Consider the following 20,303-nt stretch of genomic DNA (forward strand, 5'->3'; position numbering starts at 1 on the left):
CCCCGGTCCGATCGGACCGGGGCCGGCGGCATACGGCTATCCGCGGGGCAGTGCGAATTCGCACCAGACGGCCTTGCCGCCGCCCGGGGTGCGGCGGGAGCCCCAGGACGAGGCGATGGTGGCGATGATGGAGATGCCCCGGCCCGCCTCGTCGGCCGGTTCGGCGCGTCGGCGGCGCGGGAGGTGGTCGTCGCCGTCGGTGACCTCGACGATCAGCCGGCGGTCCGTGCGGCGCAGGCGAAGGCGCATGGGCGGGGTGCCGTGCTGGAGGGAGTTGGCGACCAGTTCGCTGGCGGCCAGCACGCCGAGGTCGTGCAGCTCCGGTGGGAAGCGCCAGGAGGCGAGGACCCCGGAGGCGAAGGCGCGGGCGCGCGGGGCCGCTTCGATGCCGCCGTGGAGTTCGAGCGCAGCGTTGTGGAACAGCTCGGCGTCGTGGCCGGTCCGTTCGGGGTGCTGCAGGACCAGGATGGCGACATCGTCGTCGTGGCTGGCGGTGATGCCCAGCGAGCGCAGCAGGCGGCCGCAGACGATGTCCGGTGCGCCGGCGGCGCCGGCGAAGGCTCGCTCCAGGGCCTCCACGCCGTGGTCGATGTCCTTGTCGCGGCGCTCGACCAGGCCGTCGGTGTAGAGGACGGCGCTGCTGCCGGGGCCCAGGGGGACGGAGCCCGAGGTGTGCAGCCAGCCGCCGGTGCCCAGGGGCGGTCCGGTCGGCTCGGCGGCGCGGCGGACCGTGCCGTCCGGGTCGCGCACAAGGATGGGCAGGTGGCCGGCCGAGGCGTAGACCAGCCGGCCTTCGTTCGGGTCGTGGACGGCGTAGACGCAGGTGGCGATCTGGCTGGCGTCGATCTCGGCGGCCAGGCCGTCGAGGAGCTGCAGGACCTCATGGGGCGGGAGGTCGAGGCGGGCGTAGGCGCGGACCGCGGTGCGCAGCTGGCCCATGACGGCGGCGGCGCGCACCCCGCGGCCCATGACGTCGCCGATGACCAGGGCCGTCCGGCCGGCGCCGAGGGTGATGACGTCGTACCAGTCGCCGCCGACCGCGGCGTCCGTGCCGCCGGGCTGGTACGTGGCGGCGACGCAGAGGTCGTCGGGCTGCTCCAGTTCCTGGGGCAGCAGGGAGCGTTGGAGGGTGACCGCGGCCTCGCGCTGGCGGGACTCGCTGGCGCGCAGCCGCTCGGCGGACTCGATCTGGTCGGTGACCTCGGCGCCGAAGACCAGGACGCCCTTGTGCGGGGCGACGCAGGCGACCTCGGGGTCGGGTGCCGGGCCGCTGGCCGCGACCTCGATCGGGGTGCAGGTGAAGGTGTAGTAGCCGTCGCGGGAGCGGTCGCCGCCCGCGCCGCCGGGGACCTTGCGGGACTTGACCGTCCGCGGTTTGCCGCTGCGCAGGACCTGGTCCATGAGGGGGAGCAGGCCGAGGGTGTCGAGCTCGGGGAGGGCTTCGCGGGCGGTGCGGCCGGCCGGGCGGGGGCCGAAGACGCCGGCGTAGGCGCCGTTGACGTAGGCGAGGCGGTGCTCGGGGCCGTAGACGACGGCGACGAGGGCGGGGATGGTGCCGAGGATGTCGTGGACGGACAGTGCGTCGACGGTGGGCGGCAGGCCCGCGGGGGTGGTTTCCGGGGACGGCGCCGTTTCTGCGTGCTCGGCGCGGGCCGCGGGGACGGAGCCCGTGGTCGCGGTCACCGGGGCGTCGGGCGTGCCGTCGGCTGTCGCGGGCACGGCGGCCGGGGCCGCGGCGGGCTGGGCGGCCGGCGTGCCGGACGCGGCGGGGCGGGGTGCGGCGCGGTCGGAGCGCGCGGCGGCTCGCCGTTGGGTGCCGGGGAACTTGGCGCTCCAGCGCGTGAAGATCACGGAGGGGTACCTCTTACTTCGCGTCGTCGCGCGGGATCGGGCCGTCGGCATGGCGGGACCTCCCGGCCGGCGGCCGGGGAAAGGCCGGCTGGGAACACTCTCGGCGTCCTTGTGCAGAATGCAGCAAACGTCCAGAATCCTCGTGATTGTCACTCTTTGCAGATACGAGCCCACCCATGGTCACACGCCCAGTGTGGCCGACCGGGCGGACATCCGTCAGACGTCCGGGTGCCGGCATGGAGTTCCGACCTCCGGAACTTCCGGCCCTCCCGGGGCTGACGAAACGTCACCTCTTCGGGGTACGGCGCGTCAACTGGCTTCGTTGTGCCGTCCGGTCCCCGCCGCGAGTTCGAACTCGGCACGCGGGTTCTCCAGCGAGCCGAGCGAGACGATCTCGCGTTTGAACAGGCCGGCCAGCGTCCATTCGGCGAGCACCCGTGCCTTGCGGTTGAAGGTCGGCACCCGGCTGAGGTGGTAGGCGCGGTGCATGAACCACGCCGGGTAGCCCTTGAGCTTGCGCCCGTAGACGTGCGCCACGCCCTTGTGCAGGCCGAGCGAGGCCACCGAGCCGACGTACTTGTGCGCGTAGTCCTGGATCGGGCCGCCGCGCACCGCCGCCGCGATGTTCTCGGCGAGCACCTTGGACTGGCGGACGGCGTGCTGCGCGTTGGGGGCGCACAGGGCGCGGGGCGCGTCGGGCGTGGCGGGCGGCGGGGCCGTCAGGTCGGGGACCGCGGCCGCGTCGCCGGCCGACCAGGCGTGTTCGACGCCGTCGACCTGGAGCGCGGGGGTGCACTGGAGGCGGCCGTGGGCGTTCAGCGGCAGTTTGGTCGCGGCCAGGATGGGGTGCGGTTTGACGCCGGCGGTCCACACCAGGGTCCGGGTCGGGAAGCGCGAGCCGTCGCTGAGCTGGGCGACCCGCTTCTCGCAGGACTCCAGCCGGGTCTCCATCCGTACGTCGATATTGCGGGCCCGCAGCTCACGGACGGCGTAACGGCCCATGTCGGGACCCACTTCGGGCAGGATCCGGTCGGTCGCCTCGACCAGGATCCACTTCATGTCCTCGGGCTGGATGTTGTGGTAGTAGCGGACCGCGTAGCGGGCCATGTCCTCCAGTTCGGCCAGCGCCTCGACGCCCGCGTAGCCGCCGCCGACGAAGACGAAGGTGAGCGCGGCGTCGCGGACCGCCGGGTCACGGGTGGAGGAGGCGATGTCGAGCTGGGCGAGGACGTGGTTGCGCAGTCCGATGGCCTCTTCGACCGTCTTGAAACCGATGCCGACATCGGCCAGGCCCGGGACGGGCAGGGTGCGCGAGACCGAGCCGGGCGCCAGGACCAGTTCGTCGTACTCGACCTCGACGGTGCCGTTGCCGGTCTCCTCCGCGGCCAGGGTGGTGATGGTGGCCCTGCGGTCGCCGTGGTCGATGGCGGTGACCTCGCCGATGACGACCTTGCACCGCGGCAGCACCCGGCGCAGCGGTACGACGACATGGCGCGGCGAGATCGAGCCGGCCGCGGCCTCGGGCAGGAAGGGCTGGTAGGTCATATACGGCTCGGGGTCGACCACGATGATCTCGACGGAGCCCTGCTGGAGCTCCGGCTTCAGCTTCCGCTGCAGCCGCAGGGCGGTGTACATCCCCACGTAGCCGCCGCCGACAACGAGAATGCGCGTCACGTCGTTCGAAGACTCAGTCTTCACAGAGGTTCTCCTCGCGGTGTCGACCAGGCCCCGGGCGGCACCGATCCGGAGGGCGGCCGGCGGCACGGCCACCATCGGGAGCTGCACCCCCGGGAAAGCACAGCACTGTTCCATGACGCACCGCCGGAGCGCCTTTGTCCACAGGCCCGTCGAAATGTATGACCGGCCGCGACTCTGGGGACGGAACGGCATATTCCGCGTGTGGGGGTGCAGGTGCCCTGGTCAGAGGGTGGGTGACGGCGAAAGAGCGGGGGTGCAAACCTGGCGGATCAGCCCCCTTGGTCCGATCGGGGGGCGCATTGCGCGGAACGCCCCCTTCATTCTTGACCCGGGCTCAACTATGTTCGTATCTCGTTGGGGTGCACCCTGTCATCGGTACGCCCTGACTGTCAGGGCGGGGAGTCTCCGGGGGGAGACGACATTACCGGGGGATCACTATGCACATTCAGGGCTCTCATTGGCCGACCACCGTCGCGATGGCACAGGCCTCCGACGGCGCCGGGAGCGAGAAGGAAAACGGCAGAACCAACGGCCACGGCACCGCGAACGGCCACGGCACCGGTGTGAGCAACAGTGCCCGCACGGGGACGGGGACGGGCGGCCGGAGCACGCCGCTGCGGGTGGATGCCCAGCGCAATCTGGAACATGTGCTGCGCGCCGCGCGCGAGGTGTTCGGCGAGCTGGGGTACGGCGCGCCGATGGAGGACGTGGCCCGGCGGGCCCGGGTCGGTGTCGGCACGGTCTACCGCCGGTTCCCCAGCAAGGACGTGCTGGTCCGCCGCATAGCCGAGGAGGAGACCTCACGGCTGACGGACCAGGCGCGGACGGCGCTGGGGCAGGAGGACGACGCCTGGTCGGCGCTGTCCCGCTTTCTGCGGACGTCGGTCGCCTCGGGTGCCGGACGGCTGCTGCCGCCGGGCATTCTGCGGGTGAGCGCGGACGCCGACCGGGCCGCGGAGGCGGCGGCCGACGGCCCGGAAGGACCCCGGGTACCGGACGGCCTGAGCGAGGCGCGGGTGCCGCAGCAGCGGATGGCGCCCGGCACGGACGGGGTCCCGGTCGATCTCCGGCTGGTCGCCCCGCGCGACGTCCCGGAGGGCGAGCCGGCCCCGGCGGCGGAGGCTGACGCACAGGCCGCCGCCGAGGAGATGGCCGGTGCCGACGCGCTGCTGGAGGTCGTCGGGCGGCTCGTGGAACGTGCCAAGACGGCGGGCGAACTGCGCGCCGATGTGACGGTCGCGGACATCCTGTTAGTGATCGCCACGGGTGCGCCCACGCTGCCCGATCCCAGCCATCAGCAGGCCGCCTCGGCGCGACTGCTGGAGATTCTGCTGGAGGGGCTGCGTTCGCGCCCGGTGGGGTGAGGGCTGCGTTCGCGTCCCGTGGGGTGGCGGTGCGTCCGCGCCCTGTTGGGTGAAGTCTGGTGGCCGGCCCCGTCCGGGTGGATCCGTTCGTCGGGTCCGCCTCGGGCGGGGTCGGCCTGTGAGGTGGTGCCCGTGCGCGGTACGGCCCGTACGGGTGAACGTCCGTGCGGGCGTCCGCGTGCGCACCCCGGATGAGTGGATGGCGGTCAGGACCCTCAACCGCGGGGGTCCGGTATGGCACGCTGGCGCGGTATTCCGGTGGGACGGCGGCTTCGGGGGCCTCGACGATGGGTGTTGACGGGCGGGACGGGCGGCGCGAGAGCGAGGCCGGGGTGGACGAGGCCGCGGGGACGCCGTCCGGCCAGATCCCCGGCCAGGCCGGGCCGTCGGGAGCGAGCGCCCCGGCCGGTGAGCCGGCCGGGCGGCACGATCGCGCCCGCCACCGGGCGGACGAGGGCCACAGCGTGCCGCCGCAGCGGGACCGCTCCCGTCGGGCGGGCCCGGCCGCCGCTCCCGACAGCGGCGAAATCCCGCCTTCTGACGCCCAGTTGCTCGCCAATCTGCGGGCCGGGGACGACAGTGCATACGAGGAGTTGTACCGCAGGCACGCCGAGGCGGTCCGGCGCTACGCCCGGAGCTGCTGCCGGGACGTGCACACCGCGGAGGATCTGACCGGTGAGGTCTTCGCGCGCACACTGCAGGCGGTGCGCGGCGGGGCGGGACCCGAGTCCGCGGTGCGCGCCTATCTGCTGACCACCCTCCGCCGGGTCGCCGCCTCCTGGGCGAAGACCGCGCGGCGGGAGCAACTGGTGGAGGACTTCGCGGTGTTCGCGGTGTCCGCGGACCGTGCGCCGGGGGACAAGGAGACCCTGGACCTGGGCGCGGACGTGCGCGCCCTGCACGAGGCCGAGCAGTCGATGGCCCTGCAGGCGTTCCGCAGCCTGCCCGAGCGCTATCAGACGGTGCTGTGGCACACCACCGTCGAGGACGAGTCGCCCAGCGAGGTCGCCCCGCTGCTCGGGCTGACCGCGAACGCCACCGCCGTACTGGCGCACCGGGCCCGGGAGGGCCTGCGGCAGGCGTATCTGCAGGCGCATGTCAGCCAGTCGCTGACCGCCGGGGGCGACTGCGCCCGGTACGCCGACCGGCTCGGCGCCTACGCGCGTGGTGGGCTGCGGATGCGGGCCGAGCGGGGGCTGCGCAAGCATCTGGACGAGTGTGCCCGGTGCCGGCTGGCCGCGCTGGAGGTCGAGGACGTCAATCAGCGGATCGGGGCGCTGCTGCCGGTCGCGGTCATCGGCTGGCTCGCCGCCGGGTACGCCGTCAAGGCGGCGGCCGCGGCGGTGGGTGTCGCGGGAGCGGGTGCGGCGGCCGGTGCCGGTGCGGCGGCTGTGAGCTCCGGTGGTCCTGGGGCGGCGGCCGCGGGCGGTGGTGGTTCCGGTGCGGCGGGAGGTTCCGGTGGTGCCGCCGTGGGGCAGGGGCTGGGCGCGGCGGTGAAGGTCGGGATCGGCGTGGGGGCGACGGTGGTGGCGGGCGCGGCGCTGGCACTGGCGCTGACCGGCTCCCCCAAACCGGAGCCGCGGGCCGGGTCCGCACACCCGGCTCCGGCCGCGCCGGGGAAGTCGGCGCCCGAGCCTTCGCGGTCGGCGCTGCCGCCGGTCGCGGGCGCCGCACCGGGTCCGGAGCGGAGCGCGAAGGAGACGCCGAAGCAGAGCCCGAAGCCGGACCCGAAGTCGCCGGGGACGCACACCTCGCGTCCCGAGCCGGCGCCCGCCCCGCCGCGCACGCCGCGGCAGCCCGCGCCCCGCCCGGCCCCGCCGTCGGCCCCGGCCCCCGAGCCCACGCCGCCCCGGCCCACGCCGAAGCCGCCGCTCCCCGCCACGACCGCGTACCGGCTCAATGCGCTCGACCGCGACTTCACGGGCGACGGCAGCAAACCGGAGGTGCGCACCGTCGCGAGCAGCTGGATGTGGCAGCGGGAGTCACCGAAGATCGACGGCACGCGGTACGCGCATGGCGTGAGCGTGCACGCGCGGTCCTCGGTGACCATCGACCTCAACCGCCGGTGCACCTCGTTCGACGCCGTTGCGGGCATCGACGATCTCAGCCTGGGGCTGGGGGCGTTGCGCTTCTCCGTCTACGCGGACGGGGTGCGGCAGTGGCGGTCGGTGGTGGTGCACGGCGGGCAGCGGGCGGTGCCGGTGCATGTCCCGCTGGCGGGCCGGCGGACGCTGCGGCTGGTGACCGAGTCGGCGTCGGCCTTCGACGTGGTGGCGCTGGGGGACTGGGCGCAGTCGACGATCAGCTGTCGCTGAGGGGGCGGGGCGGCCATGGGACGGCGGCGTCCGGGGGCGTCATCGGGCCGTCGGCTTCGGGGCGTGGGGCCGAGGCGCCGGCTTCAGGGCACGGCGTCGGGCCGTCGTCCTCGGGTCGCGGGACCGGACCGTCGGCTTCCCGACGCGGGGCCAGGAGCGCTACGGCCCCGGCGGGGGTGAGGCGGGCGCCTTCCGCGTGCAGGGCCTCGTATCGGCGGCCGGGTATGCCGTCGTGTTGGCAGCTGGGTGCGCCGACGCCTGTGCCGTCGTTTCCAGCCGCGTCCATGCCGTCGTGTCCACCCCCGTCTTCCCCCTCGCCCATGGCGGCGCATTCCCCGCAGTGTCCGCCGTCGCCCGCGCCGTCCAGCTCGGCGCGCAGCATGGCCGCCGTGCGCCGGACGTCCTCCTCCTCGGGGACGGTCCTGGGCAGTTCGCCGCGCCAGGCGTCGGCGGCCCCCAGCAGCCGGGCGGCGTCGTAGGGGCGGCCGGCGCGCTGCAGTGCCGGGGCCGCGGCCTCCACGACGGCTGCCAACACAGGTGGGGTGCAGTAGAGCGTCGTCAGCCCCCAGTTCAGGGCCTGATGGCATCGGCTCAGCGCTTCCGCCGGCTCGCCCGCCTCCGCCGCTATCCGGCCCGCCAGCGCGCCCAGCATCACCGCGAAATGGGGCGGCGGGGTGCCCAGAGCAGCCGCCGCACACGCCGCCTCGCACGCCTCGCGCGCCACCTCGGGCAGCCCGCGCCGCAGCGCGATCCGGGCGCGCAGCGAGTGATTGAAGGCCTGCGGGTCCTGTACGCCCCACTCGGCAGCCTGTTCGTCCGACTGCATCACCACCTTCTCGGTACTGTCCACGTCGCCGGCGGCGAAGTGGAGTTCGGCCAGCCGCGACAGGATGAACGGCCCTTCCGCGTACGCCCCCAGCTCGCAGGTCAGCGCGAGCGCCTCCTCGTAGGCCGTACGCGCCTCGTCGTAGCGGCCGCGGATATGGCGTATCTCGGCCGTGGCGGTGGCGACCTGGGCGAGCATCCAGCGGTCGCCGACCCGTCGCGCCAGCTCGGTCAGCTCCTGCTCGTGCGCCTCTGCCGACTCCAGGCCGCCGGACAGATCGAGCGCGAGATGTGTACGGAACAGCAGCGAGACGCCCAGCTCCCACCTGCCGCCGATCTCACGGCTGGTGGCCACGGCCTTGTCCATGAGCGAGAGGATCTGGTCGTAGGTGCCGAGGAAGTACGCGGCGAAGGGCCACAGCAGTCCGGGGAAGCGGACGCTGCGCGGATGCGGACGGCGGTAGGCGGTCAGCAGCCGGTCGATCAGGGCGCGGTGCTCCGGGGAGTCGTCCTGGTGGTCTCGGCTCTGGTCGTGGAGCAGGAAGAGGAGCAGCAGCTCGAGGTCCGTGCGCGCCCAGAACGCCGGGTCGGTGTCGGTGAGGTGCTCTGGGCCGGGATGCAGCGCGGCGGTCCGCTCCACCCAGGAGGCCCCCTCCTCCCGGTAGTTGCGCAGCCACCAGAACCAGCCCATGGCCAGCACGACGCGATGTGCGGTGTCCGCGTCCCGGCCGGTGACCGCGCGGTGCAGCACCGCCCGTACGTTGTCCAGCTCGGCCTCGACACGCGCCAGCCACGGCAGCTGCTCGGCGGAGCGCAGGCGCGGCTCGGCGTCCGTGACGAAGTCCAGGAAGTGGCGCGTGTGCCGGGCGAGGGTGCGCTCGTGCTCCTCGGGGCGGCCGGCGGCCCGCTCCCTGGCGTAGGCGTGGATGGTCTCCAGCATCCGGTAGCGGGGTTCGGCGCCGCGGTGGTCGACGATCAGCAGCGACTTGTCCACCAGCGCCCCGAGCAGGTCGAGCACGTCCTCGGCCCGTTCGTGGCACACCGCCTCGGCCGCCGCGAGGGTGCAGCCGCCGGCGAACACCGACAGCCGGCGCAGCACCGCGCGCTCGGGCTCGTCGAGCAGGTCCCAGGACCAGTCGACGACCGCGCGCAGCGTCTGCTGGCGCGGCAGCGCGGTCCGGCTGCCGCTGGTCAGCAGCCGGAACCGGTCGTCGAGCCGGTCGGCGATCTGGCGTGGGGAGAGCAGCCGCAGCCGGGCCGCGGCCAGCTCGATGGCGAGCGGCAGACCGTCGAGCCTGCGGCAGATCTCGTCCACCGCCGCCGGGTCGTCCGCGGCCCGGAACTCCGGCCGCACCGCCACCGCCCGCTCGGCGAACAGCTGGTGCGCGGGTGCCGGAGGCAGCGGATCCAGCGGCCGTACGACCTCGCCGGGCACGCCCAGCGGCTCCCGGCTCGTGGCCACCACGGTCAGCCCGGGGCAGTGCCGCAGCAGCAGATCGGCGAGTGCGGCGGCGGCGCCCACGACGTGCTCACAGTTGTCGAGCACGAGCAGCAGGCGGCGCGACGCGCAGTGGTCGACGATCCGGGCCGCCGGGTCGGTGTGCTCGGCGGTCCTACGGGCCTCCATGGCCGGGGAGAAGACGGCGGTGTCCCGTCGCCCGAGCGCGGACAGCACGGCTCCCGGCACCGCCTCCGGTGCGTCCAGCGGCGCGAGCTCGGCGATCCAGACCCCGTCGGGGTGTTCCCCGGCCAGCGAGCCGGCCAGGTGCTCGGCGAGCCGGGTCTTGCCGGAGCCGCCCGCTCCGGTGAGCGTGACGAGCCGGGCCCGGCGGGACCGCAAGGCGGCTTGGAGCGAGGCGAGTTCGGTCTCGCGTCCGACGAAGGAGTTGAGCCGGGCCCGGAGGTTGCCGCTGCGGAGTGCCGGCTCCGGGCCCGGCGTCGTGGCCTCCGGTAGCGCGTGCTGTGCCAGCAACCGGGCGTGCAGGGCGCGCAGTTCGGGTCCGGGGTCCGCACCGAGCCGGTCCGCGAGCAGCTTCCGGGTCTCCTCGTACGCGGCCAGCGCATCGGCGCCCCGTCCCGCGTCGCGCAACGCCCGCATCAGCTGGGCGCGGAACGGTTCGTCCAGGGGATGGTCGGCGGTCAGCTGCCGTAGTTCGGGCAACAGGTGCTCGGCACGGCCGAGCGCCAGGTCCGCGTCGATCCGGCGGTGCAGCGCCGCCAGCCGTAGCGCCTCGGGGCGGTGGGCGGCCCCTTTCCCGTCGGGCAGATCCGCCAGCGCCGGCCCCCGCCACAGCGCGAGACCGGTGTGCAAGGCCTCGGCCGCCGCGGCCGGATCCCCCTCCTGCAGCTTGCGCGTACCGAGGTCCACCAGCCGCTCGAACCGATGCAGATCGACCTCGTCCGGGGCCGTGACCAGCCGGTACGCCCCCGGCAACGACTCCACGGCGCCCTTGCCCAGCGTCCGCCGCAACCGCCCCACCAGCGCCTGCAGCGCGCCCGAGGCATCCTGCGGCGGCGCATCGGCCGCCCACACCTCGTCGATCAGCGTCCCCGCGGCCACCGGCCGCCCGCCCCGCAGGGCCAGTGCGGCCACCAGCGCCCGCACCCGCGCGCCGCCCAGCGGAATCGGCTGCCCCCGCGCGTCCAGGACCTCCGTCGCACCCAGAACTCGAAATCTCACCCGGCCATTGTCCCGGCCCATGCCGCTCCCCCGATTTTTATCCACAACCCGACCCGGCCCGGCCCGGGGTTATCCACAGCCGTGCACAGGCGGCGCCCCGCACCCCGCCCCCGCAGGGACGGCCGCGGGACGACGGGCGGTTGCGGACCGGCGGCGGGCAGCGCACACCGCCTCGTCAGGGCCACCCGACGACGGCGACGCCCCCGGGCTCACGCCAGTCGCGCACGGGGCACCACTCCACCCGCGACCGCCTTCTGACGCGGCGCCCCCGCCCCCGTCCAGCACGTTCCCCGCCGCGCCACCAACCGTCGCAGCCACAGCTCCGTGGAGACCAGCTCGGCCAGTCCGTCCAGCGGGAGCGCCGCCCCCTCCGCCGCCGACCGCAGTGCCCTGCGGACCACCCGCGCCTCCACCAGGCCCGCATCGGCCAGCAGCGGTGTGTCGAAGAGCCGCACCAGGTCACCGACGGCGCCGCGCAGCCCGGCGCGTACCGCGGCCGCCTGGGTCAGGTGCGAGGTGGCGCCCCAGCCGGGCGGCAGATCCCGCACGCCGGCCCCGGCCAGTACGGAGCGCAGCACGGCGGCCCGCGCCCCCGGCTGCACCCGCAGGGTGTCCGGCAGCGCGCGGCAGGCGAGCACCACCTGGTTGTCGAGGAAGGGGGCGTGCAGCCGCTGGTTGCGGACCTCGGCGGCCTGCTCGAAGACGCGGTGGTCAGCGGCCTGGCGGGCGAGCGCGGCGCGGGCCCGCCGCTCCCCGGGCCGGCCCACGGCGGGCGAGCGGTGCGCCGCATCACCGAGCCGAACCGATACTTCGGCCAGCGCCTCCCCCGTGAGCCAGCGCGCCGCGGGCCCCGGCCCGCACCAGGCGAGCGCGGCCAGCGAGGCGTCCACGGCCCCGGCGGCCGCCGGCTCGTCGGCGAACTGCCGCTCCAGGAGGCGTCGCGCCGTATCGGCGAGGCCTGCCGCGTACGGCGTACGGGCGAGCCGGCGGGCGGCGCGGTAGACGGTGAACGGCACGAGGACGGACTGCGCGGAGGGGCCGTCGGCCTTGGCCAGCGCGGTAACCGGGCGCAGCAGATGGCGTCGGCGGCGGTCCATGAGCAGGTCGGCGAGGCGGGCCGGGTGGGCGTCGAGGACCTGGCGCGCGCCGTGTCCGACGAAGTGGTCCGCGCTGCCGGCCAGCAGGCGCCGGCGGTGGCGGCTCGCGGTGGTGAGGGAGGGGCCCGGCTCGTCCGTGAGCGGGCCCATGTCGAGGTCCGCATACGGGAGGGCCTCTTCGCCGGCCGCGACGACGACATGGTGCAGCCGCGGATTGTCGGCGAGGGTGCGGGCGCGCTCCAACTCGGCGTCGTGGTGCGCCTGTCCGCCGTTGGTGGCGCGGTCGTTGAAGGTGACGGCCAGGAGGCGTTCGCCGTGGCCGCCCAGCCTTCCGGGCTGCCCGGGGAGGCCGGCGGCCAACAGGGCGAGGGTTCCGGAGGCGCTGCCCCCGGAGAGGTCGGCGCCGATACCGGGGGCCGGTGCGCCGCGCGCCGCGCGCCGTTCGGCGGGCCCCATGCCGGGCACCGGACCGGGGTCGAGGCCGTCGAGCCCGTCCGGGTGGGGGGCGTGCCGGGGTACGGCCAGCCGGGCGCGGACGGCCTCGACCAGGGCGTCGCGGACACCGTCCACGGCCTGTTCCGGGGCGAGTTGGGGTGCGGCGACGGCGAGCGAGGCGGTCGGCTCGTAGGAGGTGATGTCGCGGGCGCCGCCGCGCAGCACCAGGGCGTGGCCGGGCGGGATCCGGCGGACGCCCTCGTAGGGCGTGCCGGCGCCGAGCGCCTCGGGGAGGTCCGGGCAGGCCAGCAGCGCGGCCAGGTGGCCGACGTCGAGGCTGGCCTCGACGAGGTCGGCGAGCGGGAGGGCGGCGGTGGCGTAGGCCGTGCCGCCGGCCCAGGGGGTGTGGAAGACGGGGCGGGCACCGGCCAGGTCGCCGGTGACGGTGATCCGCCGCCCTACCTGGACGACGGCGGTGTAGCTGCCGGGCCAGGCGGTGAGATGGCGCAGTGCGCCCCCGCGGGCCGCGAACAGCCCTACCCGTAGTTGGTCGTTGGTGGCGCCGCAGACGCCGAAGACGGCGAGCCGGGTCTCGGGGTCGGCCTGGACGACGCGGACCTCGTCGGGCCGCCAGTCGCCGACCGCCCAGAGGGGGTCCGGGCCGTCCCAGAGGAGCTGGGCGCCCACCGGGAGGACCGTGCGGGTCTCCTCGTCGGCCGTCGGCCCCGTGGCGGCCGGCCCCGTGGCGGCACTGCTCCACCCCACCAACCAGCGCATCGCCGCCTCCACCCGATTCCCCGTGCGCCGGGGCCAACGGCCGCCCCGTACAGCGGACCGCCCGGCTGACACCGGGCTGTTGTGGCGACCATGCTGCCATGACAGGGGCGCGGGGGAGGCTCCGGAGCGGACGCGTATACATGCGGTTCGCTGCGCGCGCCCCCACCGAGGGGCCGTCGGCGGGTCCGTGGGGGCGTCACGGGTCCCTGCGGCCGGGCCGCGAACGGCGGAGCGGACGAGGTGCGGGGCGTCGGCGGGACGGCCACGCGCACCGTCCCCCGGCACGCCCCGCACCGGGCGCGAGCGCTCCGCCGCTTCGGCCCCGGGAGGCCCCCCGTGTGGCCCCCGGGACGACCCCCGAGCGGGCGGCGGCGTGAAATCATCACCCGTCGATTTTCGGCCAAAGTCCTTTCCGCACAGCCCAGTTGACGTATGCGGGCATCGCGTCAACCGGTGGCACGGGCGGCCGGAGACCGGTCCGTGCGACGGTCCGGGAGGCGGGCTGCGCCCCCCGGACCGGACCGTCACCTGCGGGGAATGAGGTGACGGTATCCCCCAGCCCACTGGATCCAGTGCAGCGGGCCGACCCACGCAGAAGACATGCAAGCGCTCCCGATAACGGGCGGCCAGCGCGCACGGACGGGCGCACGGGCACACGTACCCGGAGCACATGCCAATTCCCGCACCCCTGTTTGAACACGAATCCCGCCATCCGGGATACCGACTCTTAACGGTCGGGATCCGGCGAACTACTCTGGGTGGACGCATGCCCCGGGGTAGCGGGGCGGCCGTCGCTGTGTCGAGGGGTGCGCATGTCCAGGGATATACGCGGGCCGAACGAAAAGCTCGGCACCGTTCTCGCCCTCGCGGGAATCAGCAATGCCGGACTGGCGCGCCGGGTCAACGACCTCGGTGCGCAGCGCGGACTGACGCTTCGCTATGACAAGACGTCGGTGGCGCGGTGGGTCTCCAAGGGCATGGTGCCGCAAGGCGCCGCGCCCCATCTGATCGCGTCCGCGATCGGCAGCAAGCTTGGCCGGCCGGTCCCGCTGCACGAGATCGGGCTGGCCGACGCGGACCCGGCGCCCGAGGTCGGCCTGGCTTTTCCCCGCGATGTGGGCGCCGCGGTGCGCTCCGCGACCGAGCTGTACCGTCTCGATCTGGCCGGACGGCGGGCGGGCGGCGGCGGCATCTGGCAGAGCCTGGCCGGATCCTTCGCCGTCACCGCCTACGCCACCCCCGCCTCCCGCTGGCTGATATCCCCGGCCGACAGCTCGGTGGCGCGGGAGGCGGCCGAGGCCCGCGACAAGGACGCCGCGGCGGCCGGCGACGGCGGGATCCCGCAGCACGTCGGCCACAGCGACGTCAGCAAACTGCGCGAGGCCGCGGAGGACGCGCGCCGCTGGGACTCCAAGTACGGCGGCGGCGACTGGCGTTCCTCCATGGTGCCGGAGTGCCTCCGGGTAGATGCGGCACCCCTGCTTCTCGCCTCGTACAGCGACGAGGTCGGCCGGGCGCTCTTCGGGGCGACCTCCGAACTCACGCGGCTCGCGGGGTGGATGGCCTTCGACACGGGCCAGCAGGAGGCCGCGCAGCGGTACTACATCCAGGCGCTGCGGCTCGCCCGCGCCGCCGCCGACGTCCCCCTGGGCGGCTATGTCCTCGCCTCGATGTCCCTCCAGGCGACCTACCGCGGCTTCGCCGACGAGGGCGTCGACCTCGCGCAGGCCGCTCTGGAGCGCAATCGCGGCCTGGCGACGGCCCGCACCATGAGCTTCTTCCGCCTGGTGGAGGCCCGGGCTCAGGCCAAGGCCGGCGAGGCGCGCGCCTGCGAGGTGGCGCTGAAGGCCTCCGAGGGCTGGCTGGAGCGCTCCCGCGGCGGCGACCCCGACCCGTCGTGGCTGGACTTCTACTCGTACGAACGCTTCGCCGCCGACGCCGCCGAGTGCTACCGCGATCTGCGGCTGCCCCGCCAGGTCCGCCGCTTCACCGAGCAGGCGCTGTCCCGGCCCACCGAGGAATTCGTCCGCTCCCACGGTCTGCGCCTCGTCGTCTCCGCGGTCGCCGAACTGGAGTCCGGCAACCTGGACGCGGCCTGTGCGGCGGGCACCCGCGCGGTCGAGGTGGCCGGTCGGATCTCCTCCGCCCGCACCACCGAGTACGTCCGGGATCTGCTGCACCGCCTGGAGCCGTACGGCGACGAGCCCCGGGTGGTCGAGCTACGGGAGCGGGCGAGACCGCTGCTGGCGGCGCCGGCCTAGGGCCTGTCTTCAAAGTCCCGTCGTTCGCCCGCAGGGCGGGCCCTGCGGTGTCTGGTGCGTGCGATCGCAAGGCGGAGGGCCTTCCCGGTACTGGGTGTACCGGGAAGGTCCCGACAACGCGGCGAGCATGCGTGCCAGGCACCGCAAGGCAGGCGGGACTTTGAAGACAGGCCCTAGGGGTGGGCCGTACGGGCGGGAGGTACAGGGGGCGTACGGGCGGTGCGTACGGGCAGGTCGTACGGCGCGGGTCGTGCGCGCGGCGGGTCGTACCGGAGCGGCTCGGCACGGCAACGGGCTCGGCACGGCCCGCATCGCCTGCCGCCCGCCGACCGGGGCCCGTCGACCGGCTCCTGCCTCGCCACCCGGGCCTGTCCGATCGGCATTGTCAGTGCCGGCCGTCATGATGGGATACGTCGTCGGCGACGATGCGCAGGTCCGCGGCGACGGGCGAGCCTGCGGTCATGCGGTTGGGGAGGTGCAGTGGCGGCGTACGACTGCGATGTGCTGGTGATCGGTGCCGGCATCGTCGGACTCTCTACGGCCTACGCGATCACGCGTGCCGCGCCCGGCACCCGCGTCGTGGTCCTGGAAAAAGAGTCCGGTCCGGCCCGTCATCAGACCGGCCGCAACAGCGGTGTGATCCACAGCGGCATCTACTACCCGCCCGGTTCGCTCAAGGCCCGCTTCGCCCTCCAGGGCTCGGCGGAGATGGTGAAGTTCTGCACCGAACACGACATCCCGCATGAGGTCACCGGCAAACTGATCGTCGCCACGGACCGCAGCGAGCTGCCGCGGCTGCACGGCCTGATCCAGCGCGGCCGCGAACACGGCCTCCCGGTGCGGGAGCTCGGCCCCGCCCAGATAGCCGAGTACGAACCCGAGGTGCAGGGCGTGGCCGCCATCCATGTCGGCACGACCGGCGTCTGCGACTTCGGCGCGGTCGCCCGCCGGTTCGCCCGGCTCGCCGAGGACGCCGGCACCCGGATCGTCTACGGCACCGAGGTCACCACCATCGGCCGCCGCCCCGGCCGGGTGGCGGTCCGTACGGCCGACGGCACGGTCCACCGCGCCCGCGCCCTGGTCAACTGCGCCGGTCTGCACTGCGACCGGATCGCCCGGCTGGCCGGCGACGCCCCGGGCATGCGGATCGTCCCGTTCCGCGGCGAGTACTTCACCCTCGCTCCGGAACGCGCCTCACTCGTCCGCGGCCTGGTCTACCCGGTCCCCGACCCGGCCTTCCCCTTCCTCGGGGTGCATCTGACCCGCGGCATCGACGGCGCCGTCCACATCGGTCCGAACGCCGTCCCCGCCCTGGCCCGCGAGGGCTACGACTGGCGCACGATCCGCCCCGCCGAGCTGGCCGGCACCCTCGCCTACCCCGGCTCCTGGCGGATAGCCCGCCGCCACTGGCGCTACGGCGCCGGCGAACTGCACCGTTCCCTGTCCCGGCAGGCCTTCGCCGACGCGGTCCGCCGCCTCCTCCCGGCCGCCCGCGAGGAGGACCTCCTCCCGTCCCCGGCCGGCGTCCGCGCCCAGGCCGTCCTCCCCGACGGCACTCTCGTCGACGACTTCCTCTTCGCCGAATCCCCCGGCATGATCCACGTCCTCAACGCCCCCTCCCCGGCCGCAACGGCTTCCCTGCCCATCGGGCGGGAGGTGGCGCGACGGGTGCTGGGGCTGGTGGGGGACTGAAGGGACCAGGCGGCTCGGCCTGCCGGATACGCAGGACATCGCAGCCGCCGGCCGCTGAGCACCGCCGCGCCATCAGCCGGCTTCTCCCCCGCCCGCCATCCGTAGAATCGACGCACTGTGTCCGAGAATCCCGCCACCCCCGCAACCGACGCCCCCGCAGCGAACACACCGGAAGCCGAGGCTCCAGCAGCCGGCTCCCCGGCCTCGCCCGCGCCCCGGGCCGTCTCCCAGGAAACCGACGCGCCCGCGGCCCGCAGCCTCGGCTCCACGGCCGTCTCGGCCGCCACGCCCCGTCGCGGTGAGCCCATGTTCCCCGACGGGACCGGCCCGGCCGCCGACCCCGCGGGTTCGCATCACGAGCGTCGGATCCGTTCCTTCCAGCCGCGCCGCAGCCGTGTCTCGCCCACCCAGGCGGATGCGCTGCGCCGCCTGTGGCCCACCTGGGGACTGGACATCGACGGGCTCTCCCGTATCGACCTCGACGCGTTCTTCGACGGGCTGCCGGTCGTGCTGGAGATCGGCTTCGGCATGGGCGAGGCCACGGCGCAGATGGCCGCCGCCGATCCGGATACCGGCATCCTCGGCTGCGACGTCCACACCCCCGGGCAGGGCAATCTGCTCGGTCTCGCGGAGCGGAACGGCCTGTCCAACATCCGGGTGGCCAACGGCGACGCGATCATCCTGCTGCGCGAGATGCTGGCCCCGGCCTCCCTCGCCGGCCTGCGCGTCTATTTCCCCGACCCCTGGCCGAAGAAGCGCCACCACAAGCGCCGCCTCATCCAGCCGGAGTTCCTCGCGCTGGCGACCACCCGGCTCGCGCCCGGTGCCCTCGTGCACTGCGCGACCGACTGGGAGCCGTACGCCGAGCAGATGCTCGACGTCCTCTCCGCCGAGCCGACGCTGGAGAACCTCCACCCCGGCTATGCGCCGCGTCCGGACTTCCGCCCGCTCACCAAGTTCGAGGGCCAGGGCCTGGACAAGGGGCATGTCGTCCATGACCTCCTCTTCCGCCGCCGCGACACGTAAGGCGATCGCGGCTCGTTAGGGTCGACGGGTGTACCCGTCCCAGCCGCCCCCGCACCCGCCGTCCGCGCCCGTCCCTCCCCCGTACACACCCCAACCGCACGCGGCCCCGGCCTCGCGCCCCCGCCACCGGACGGCACCCTGGCACAGCGCCACTCTCCGCGCCGTCGCCCTGGTCTCGATGTTCGCGCTCTCCGGCGTGATCATCATCGGCATGGTCCGCCAGGAGACCGGCACCGAGGGCTTCCTGGTCGGCCTCGGGCTGGCCGTCTTCCCGGTACCGCTGCTCGTCGCGGCGTTCTGCTGGCTCGACCGCGTGGAGCCCGAGCCCTGGCGCAACCTCGCGTTCGCCTTCGCCTGGGGCACCTGTGCCGCCACCCTGGTCTCGCTCCTCGCCAACGGCTTCGCGACCGACTGGCTGGCCGCCAACATCGCCTCGACGTCGCCCTCCGAGGCCGAGGCCTGGGGCGCCACGGTCATCGCCCCGGTCGTCGAGGAGGTGGTCAAGGCCGCCGCCGTGCTCCTCCTCTACCGCTTCCGCCGCAACGACTTCGACGGCATCACGGACGGCATCGTCATCGCCGGCATCACCGCCACCGGCTTCGCCTTCACCGAGAACGTCCTCTACCTGGGCAATGCCTTCGGCGAGGACCAGTCGATGGGCCACTCCGGCCTGGACTCACTCACCGCCGGCACCTTCTTCCTCCGCATCATCGTCTCCCCCTTCGCCCACCCGCTCTTCACGATCCTCACCGGCCTCGCATTCGGCATCGCCGCCACCCGCTACCCCCGCCGCCGCGCCGCCCGCATCGCGCTCGCCCTCCTCGGCCTGCTCACCTCGGTCCTCCTGCACGCCATCTGGAACGGCGCCTCCTCCCTCGGCGACCTGGGCTTCCTCACGGTCTACGGCCTCTTCGTCATCCCCGTCCTCATCGCCCTGACCTGGCTGGCCATCTGGACCCGCAACCAGGAACTGCTCTCCCTGCGCGGCTACCTCGCCCCCTACATCACCGCCGGCTGGCTCGCCCCCACCGAACCCGCCGCCCTCTCCTCCCTCAAAACCCGCGCCCTGGCCCGCGACATCGCCCACGACACCCAGGGCCCCGCCGCCGCCCGCGCCGTAACGGAATACGCCACCATCGCGACGGCCCTGTCCTTCCACCGGCGACGGGCCCACCTCCTGGGCCCGTCGCCCGACTTCTTCGCTCGCGAACAGCACTTGCTGGAGCATCTGCGGCACTACCAGCAATGGGGGCGGGCGGCGTTGGTGGATGCGTGGGTGACCAGGGACCGGCCCTGAGGTCCGCTCACTCTCAGGAGTTCAGCCTGCACCCTTACCCGACGAATCGATCAGCCCAGCGCGCACGGTGCTGACGTACGCAGGCCACCTTGATGTGGTGTTCCTTGGCCAGATTCAGCGCTCCTACGAATCGCTGGTTCAGTCCATCGAACACATCGAATTCGTCACTGAGCTGGAGCGCTCCCCGATCGAAGAGTGCATGGCAGTTCGCACAGAGGCACAGAACATTCCACAGCTCATCCGGGCCGTCATGAGGTCTACCCAACGCATGAATATGAGCCGCTTCGCTATACGCCTCACCACCAGGTGAAACCACCAGTCGGCAGTTGCAGATCTGACATGTGTTGTCGTAGATCTCTTTCACCTTCCGGGCCACCTTAGAGTCACGAATCAGCCGCTCATACGCGACGATGCGGCGCAACTGCTCTTCCGTGGTGGTGTCTTCCCCTTGCCCCGGAGTGACGGGGTGAGGTTGCGCCGTCTCCCCCGGATCCAACTTGAGGAGCCTGAACTGACAGATGCGGAAACCTTCCTTCCCGACTGTCGTCCAGTGTTCCGCTACACGAAACAGGCCGCAGTATTCGTAGCCCCCAGTCGCACGGACCCGTTTCTTTCCCTGAATTTTCAAGCCCCGCACCACACGCACCGGGTGGCCGAGCCCTTCGTTGAGCAGCAAGCCAGCATTACCCGGCGACGACAGGGTCTGATCTGCGTAGAGGCGGCCCGTATCCCTATCGCGACCGCCCTCGCCGGTGTAGATGATCTCCCGCTCGCCGTACTTATCGTCGATGTACCCACCAGAGAGAACGATGGAATCTACGCCCTCGTGAGCGGTTCCAGAGATGCCCTGGCCAGACCTGCGATGCACACCCGCTGCATGCAACTGGCGGTGGCCCGCGAACCATTGGCCCTCCTCAACGTCCCGAGGAGGACCAAAACGGACTGGGTTGGACGACTGCGCCTTTGCCATGGACGAATCCTGTCA

General features: G+C 73.7%; 11 protein-coding genes. 6 read left to right on the forward strand and 5 right to left on the reverse strand.

All coding sequences use genetic code 11. From position 1 onward, the window contains the following. Positions 1-36: 36 nt before the first annotated feature. Entirely contained in the window at positions 37-1,851 is a 1,815-nt protein-coding gene (locus tag Scani_RS34540; protein ID WP_159481631.1) for an ATP-binding SpoIIE family protein phosphatase, read from the reverse strand. Positions 1,852-2,160: 309 nt separating this feature from the next. Beyond that, positions 2,161-3,549, reverse strand: a complete 1,389-nt coding sequence (locus tag Scani_RS34545; RefSeq protein WP_281392212.1) for an NAD(P)/FAD-dependent oxidoreductase — start codon at positions 3,547-3,549, stop codon at positions 2,161-2,163. A 437-nt stretch (positions 3,550-3,986) separates the two neighbouring features. Here Scani_RS34545 and Scani_RS34550 point away from each other — a divergent pair, with 437 nt between their 5' ends. After that, positions 3,987-4,913 carry a TetR/AcrR family transcriptional regulator gene (locus tag Scani_RS34550; protein ID WP_174872786.1) on the forward strand — a complete coding sequence of 309 codons (927 nt, stop codon included), beginning with the start codon at positions 3,987-3,989 and terminating at the stop codon, positions 4,911-4,913. Between the two features lie 287 nt (positions 4,914-5,200). Next, a complete protein-coding gene (locus tag Scani_RS34555; protein ID WP_159481633.1) occupies positions 5,201-7,228 on the forward strand; it encodes a sigma-70 family RNA polymerase sigma factor in 2,028 nt (675 codons plus the stop codon). On the opposite strand, the gene Scani_RS41385 is transcribed toward Scani_RS34555, so the two are convergent. Beyond that, complete coding sequence (locus Scani_RS41385) at positions 7,215-10,733, reverse strand: AfsR/SARP family transcriptional regulator (RefSeq protein ID WP_246296310.1); 3,519 nt, start codon at positions 10,731-10,733, stop codon at positions 7,215-7,217. The genes Scani_RS34555 and Scani_RS41385 overlap by 14 nt on opposite strands. A 209-nt stretch (positions 10,734-10,942) precedes the next feature. Further along, the gene (locus tag Scani_RS34565) at positions 10,943-13,042 is read right to left on the reverse strand and encodes an asparagine synthase-related protein (protein ID WP_159481634.1); all 2,100 of its coding nucleotides are present in this window, start codon (positions 13,040-13,042) and stop codon (positions 10,943-10,945) included. Between the two features lie 812 nt (positions 13,043-13,854). Between Scani_RS34565 and Scani_RS34570 the strand changes: the two genes are divergently transcribed. The 4 genes from Scani_RS34570 (at position 13,855) to Scani_RS34585 (ending at position 19,318) form a co-directional block, all read left to right on the forward strand. After that, a complete protein-coding gene (locus Scani_RS34570; RefSeq protein WP_159481635.1) occupies positions 13,855-15,303 on the forward strand; it encodes an NsdA family TPR-like regulatory protein in 1,449 nt (482 codons plus the stop codon). 480 nt (positions 15,304-15,783) lie between these two features. Further along, the gene (gene lhgD / locus Scani_RS34575) at positions 15,784-16,995 is read left to right on the forward strand and encodes an L-2-hydroxyglutarate dehydrogenase (RefSeq protein ID WP_159481636.1); all 1,212 of its coding nucleotides are present in this window, start codon (positions 15,784-15,786) and stop codon (positions 16,993-16,995) included. A 117-nt stretch (positions 16,996-17,112) separates the two neighbouring features. Then, positions 17,113-18,021 carry a tRNA (guanosine(46)-N7)-methyltransferase TrmB gene (gene trmB / locus Scani_RS34580; protein WP_159481637.1) on the forward strand — a complete coding sequence of 303 codons (909 nt, stop codon included), beginning with the start codon at positions 17,113-17,115 and terminating at the stop codon, positions 18,019-18,021. Between the two features lie 28 nt (positions 18,022-18,049). After that, the gene (locus Scani_RS34585; protein ID WP_159481638.1) at positions 18,050-19,318 is read left to right on the forward strand and encodes a PrsW family intramembrane metalloprotease; all 1,269 of its coding nucleotides are present in this window, start codon (positions 18,050-18,052) and stop codon (positions 19,316-19,318) included. A gap of 34 nt (positions 19,319-19,352) precedes the next feature. On the opposite strand, the gene Scani_RS34590 is transcribed toward Scani_RS34585, so the two are convergent. Continuing rightward, positions 19,353-20,288 (reverse strand): YDG/SRA domain-containing protein, encoded by a 936-nt coding sequence (locus Scani_RS34590; RefSeq protein WP_159481639.1) that lies wholly within the window; start codon positions 20,286-20,288, stop codon positions 19,353-19,355. Between the last annotated feature and the right edge of the window lie 15 nt (positions 20,289-20,303).

Source organism: Streptomyces caniferus, assembly GCF_009811555.1.
Taxonomy (GTDB): domain Bacteria; phylum Actinomycetota; class Actinomycetes; order Streptomycetales; family Streptomycetaceae; genus Streptomyces; species Streptomyces caniferus.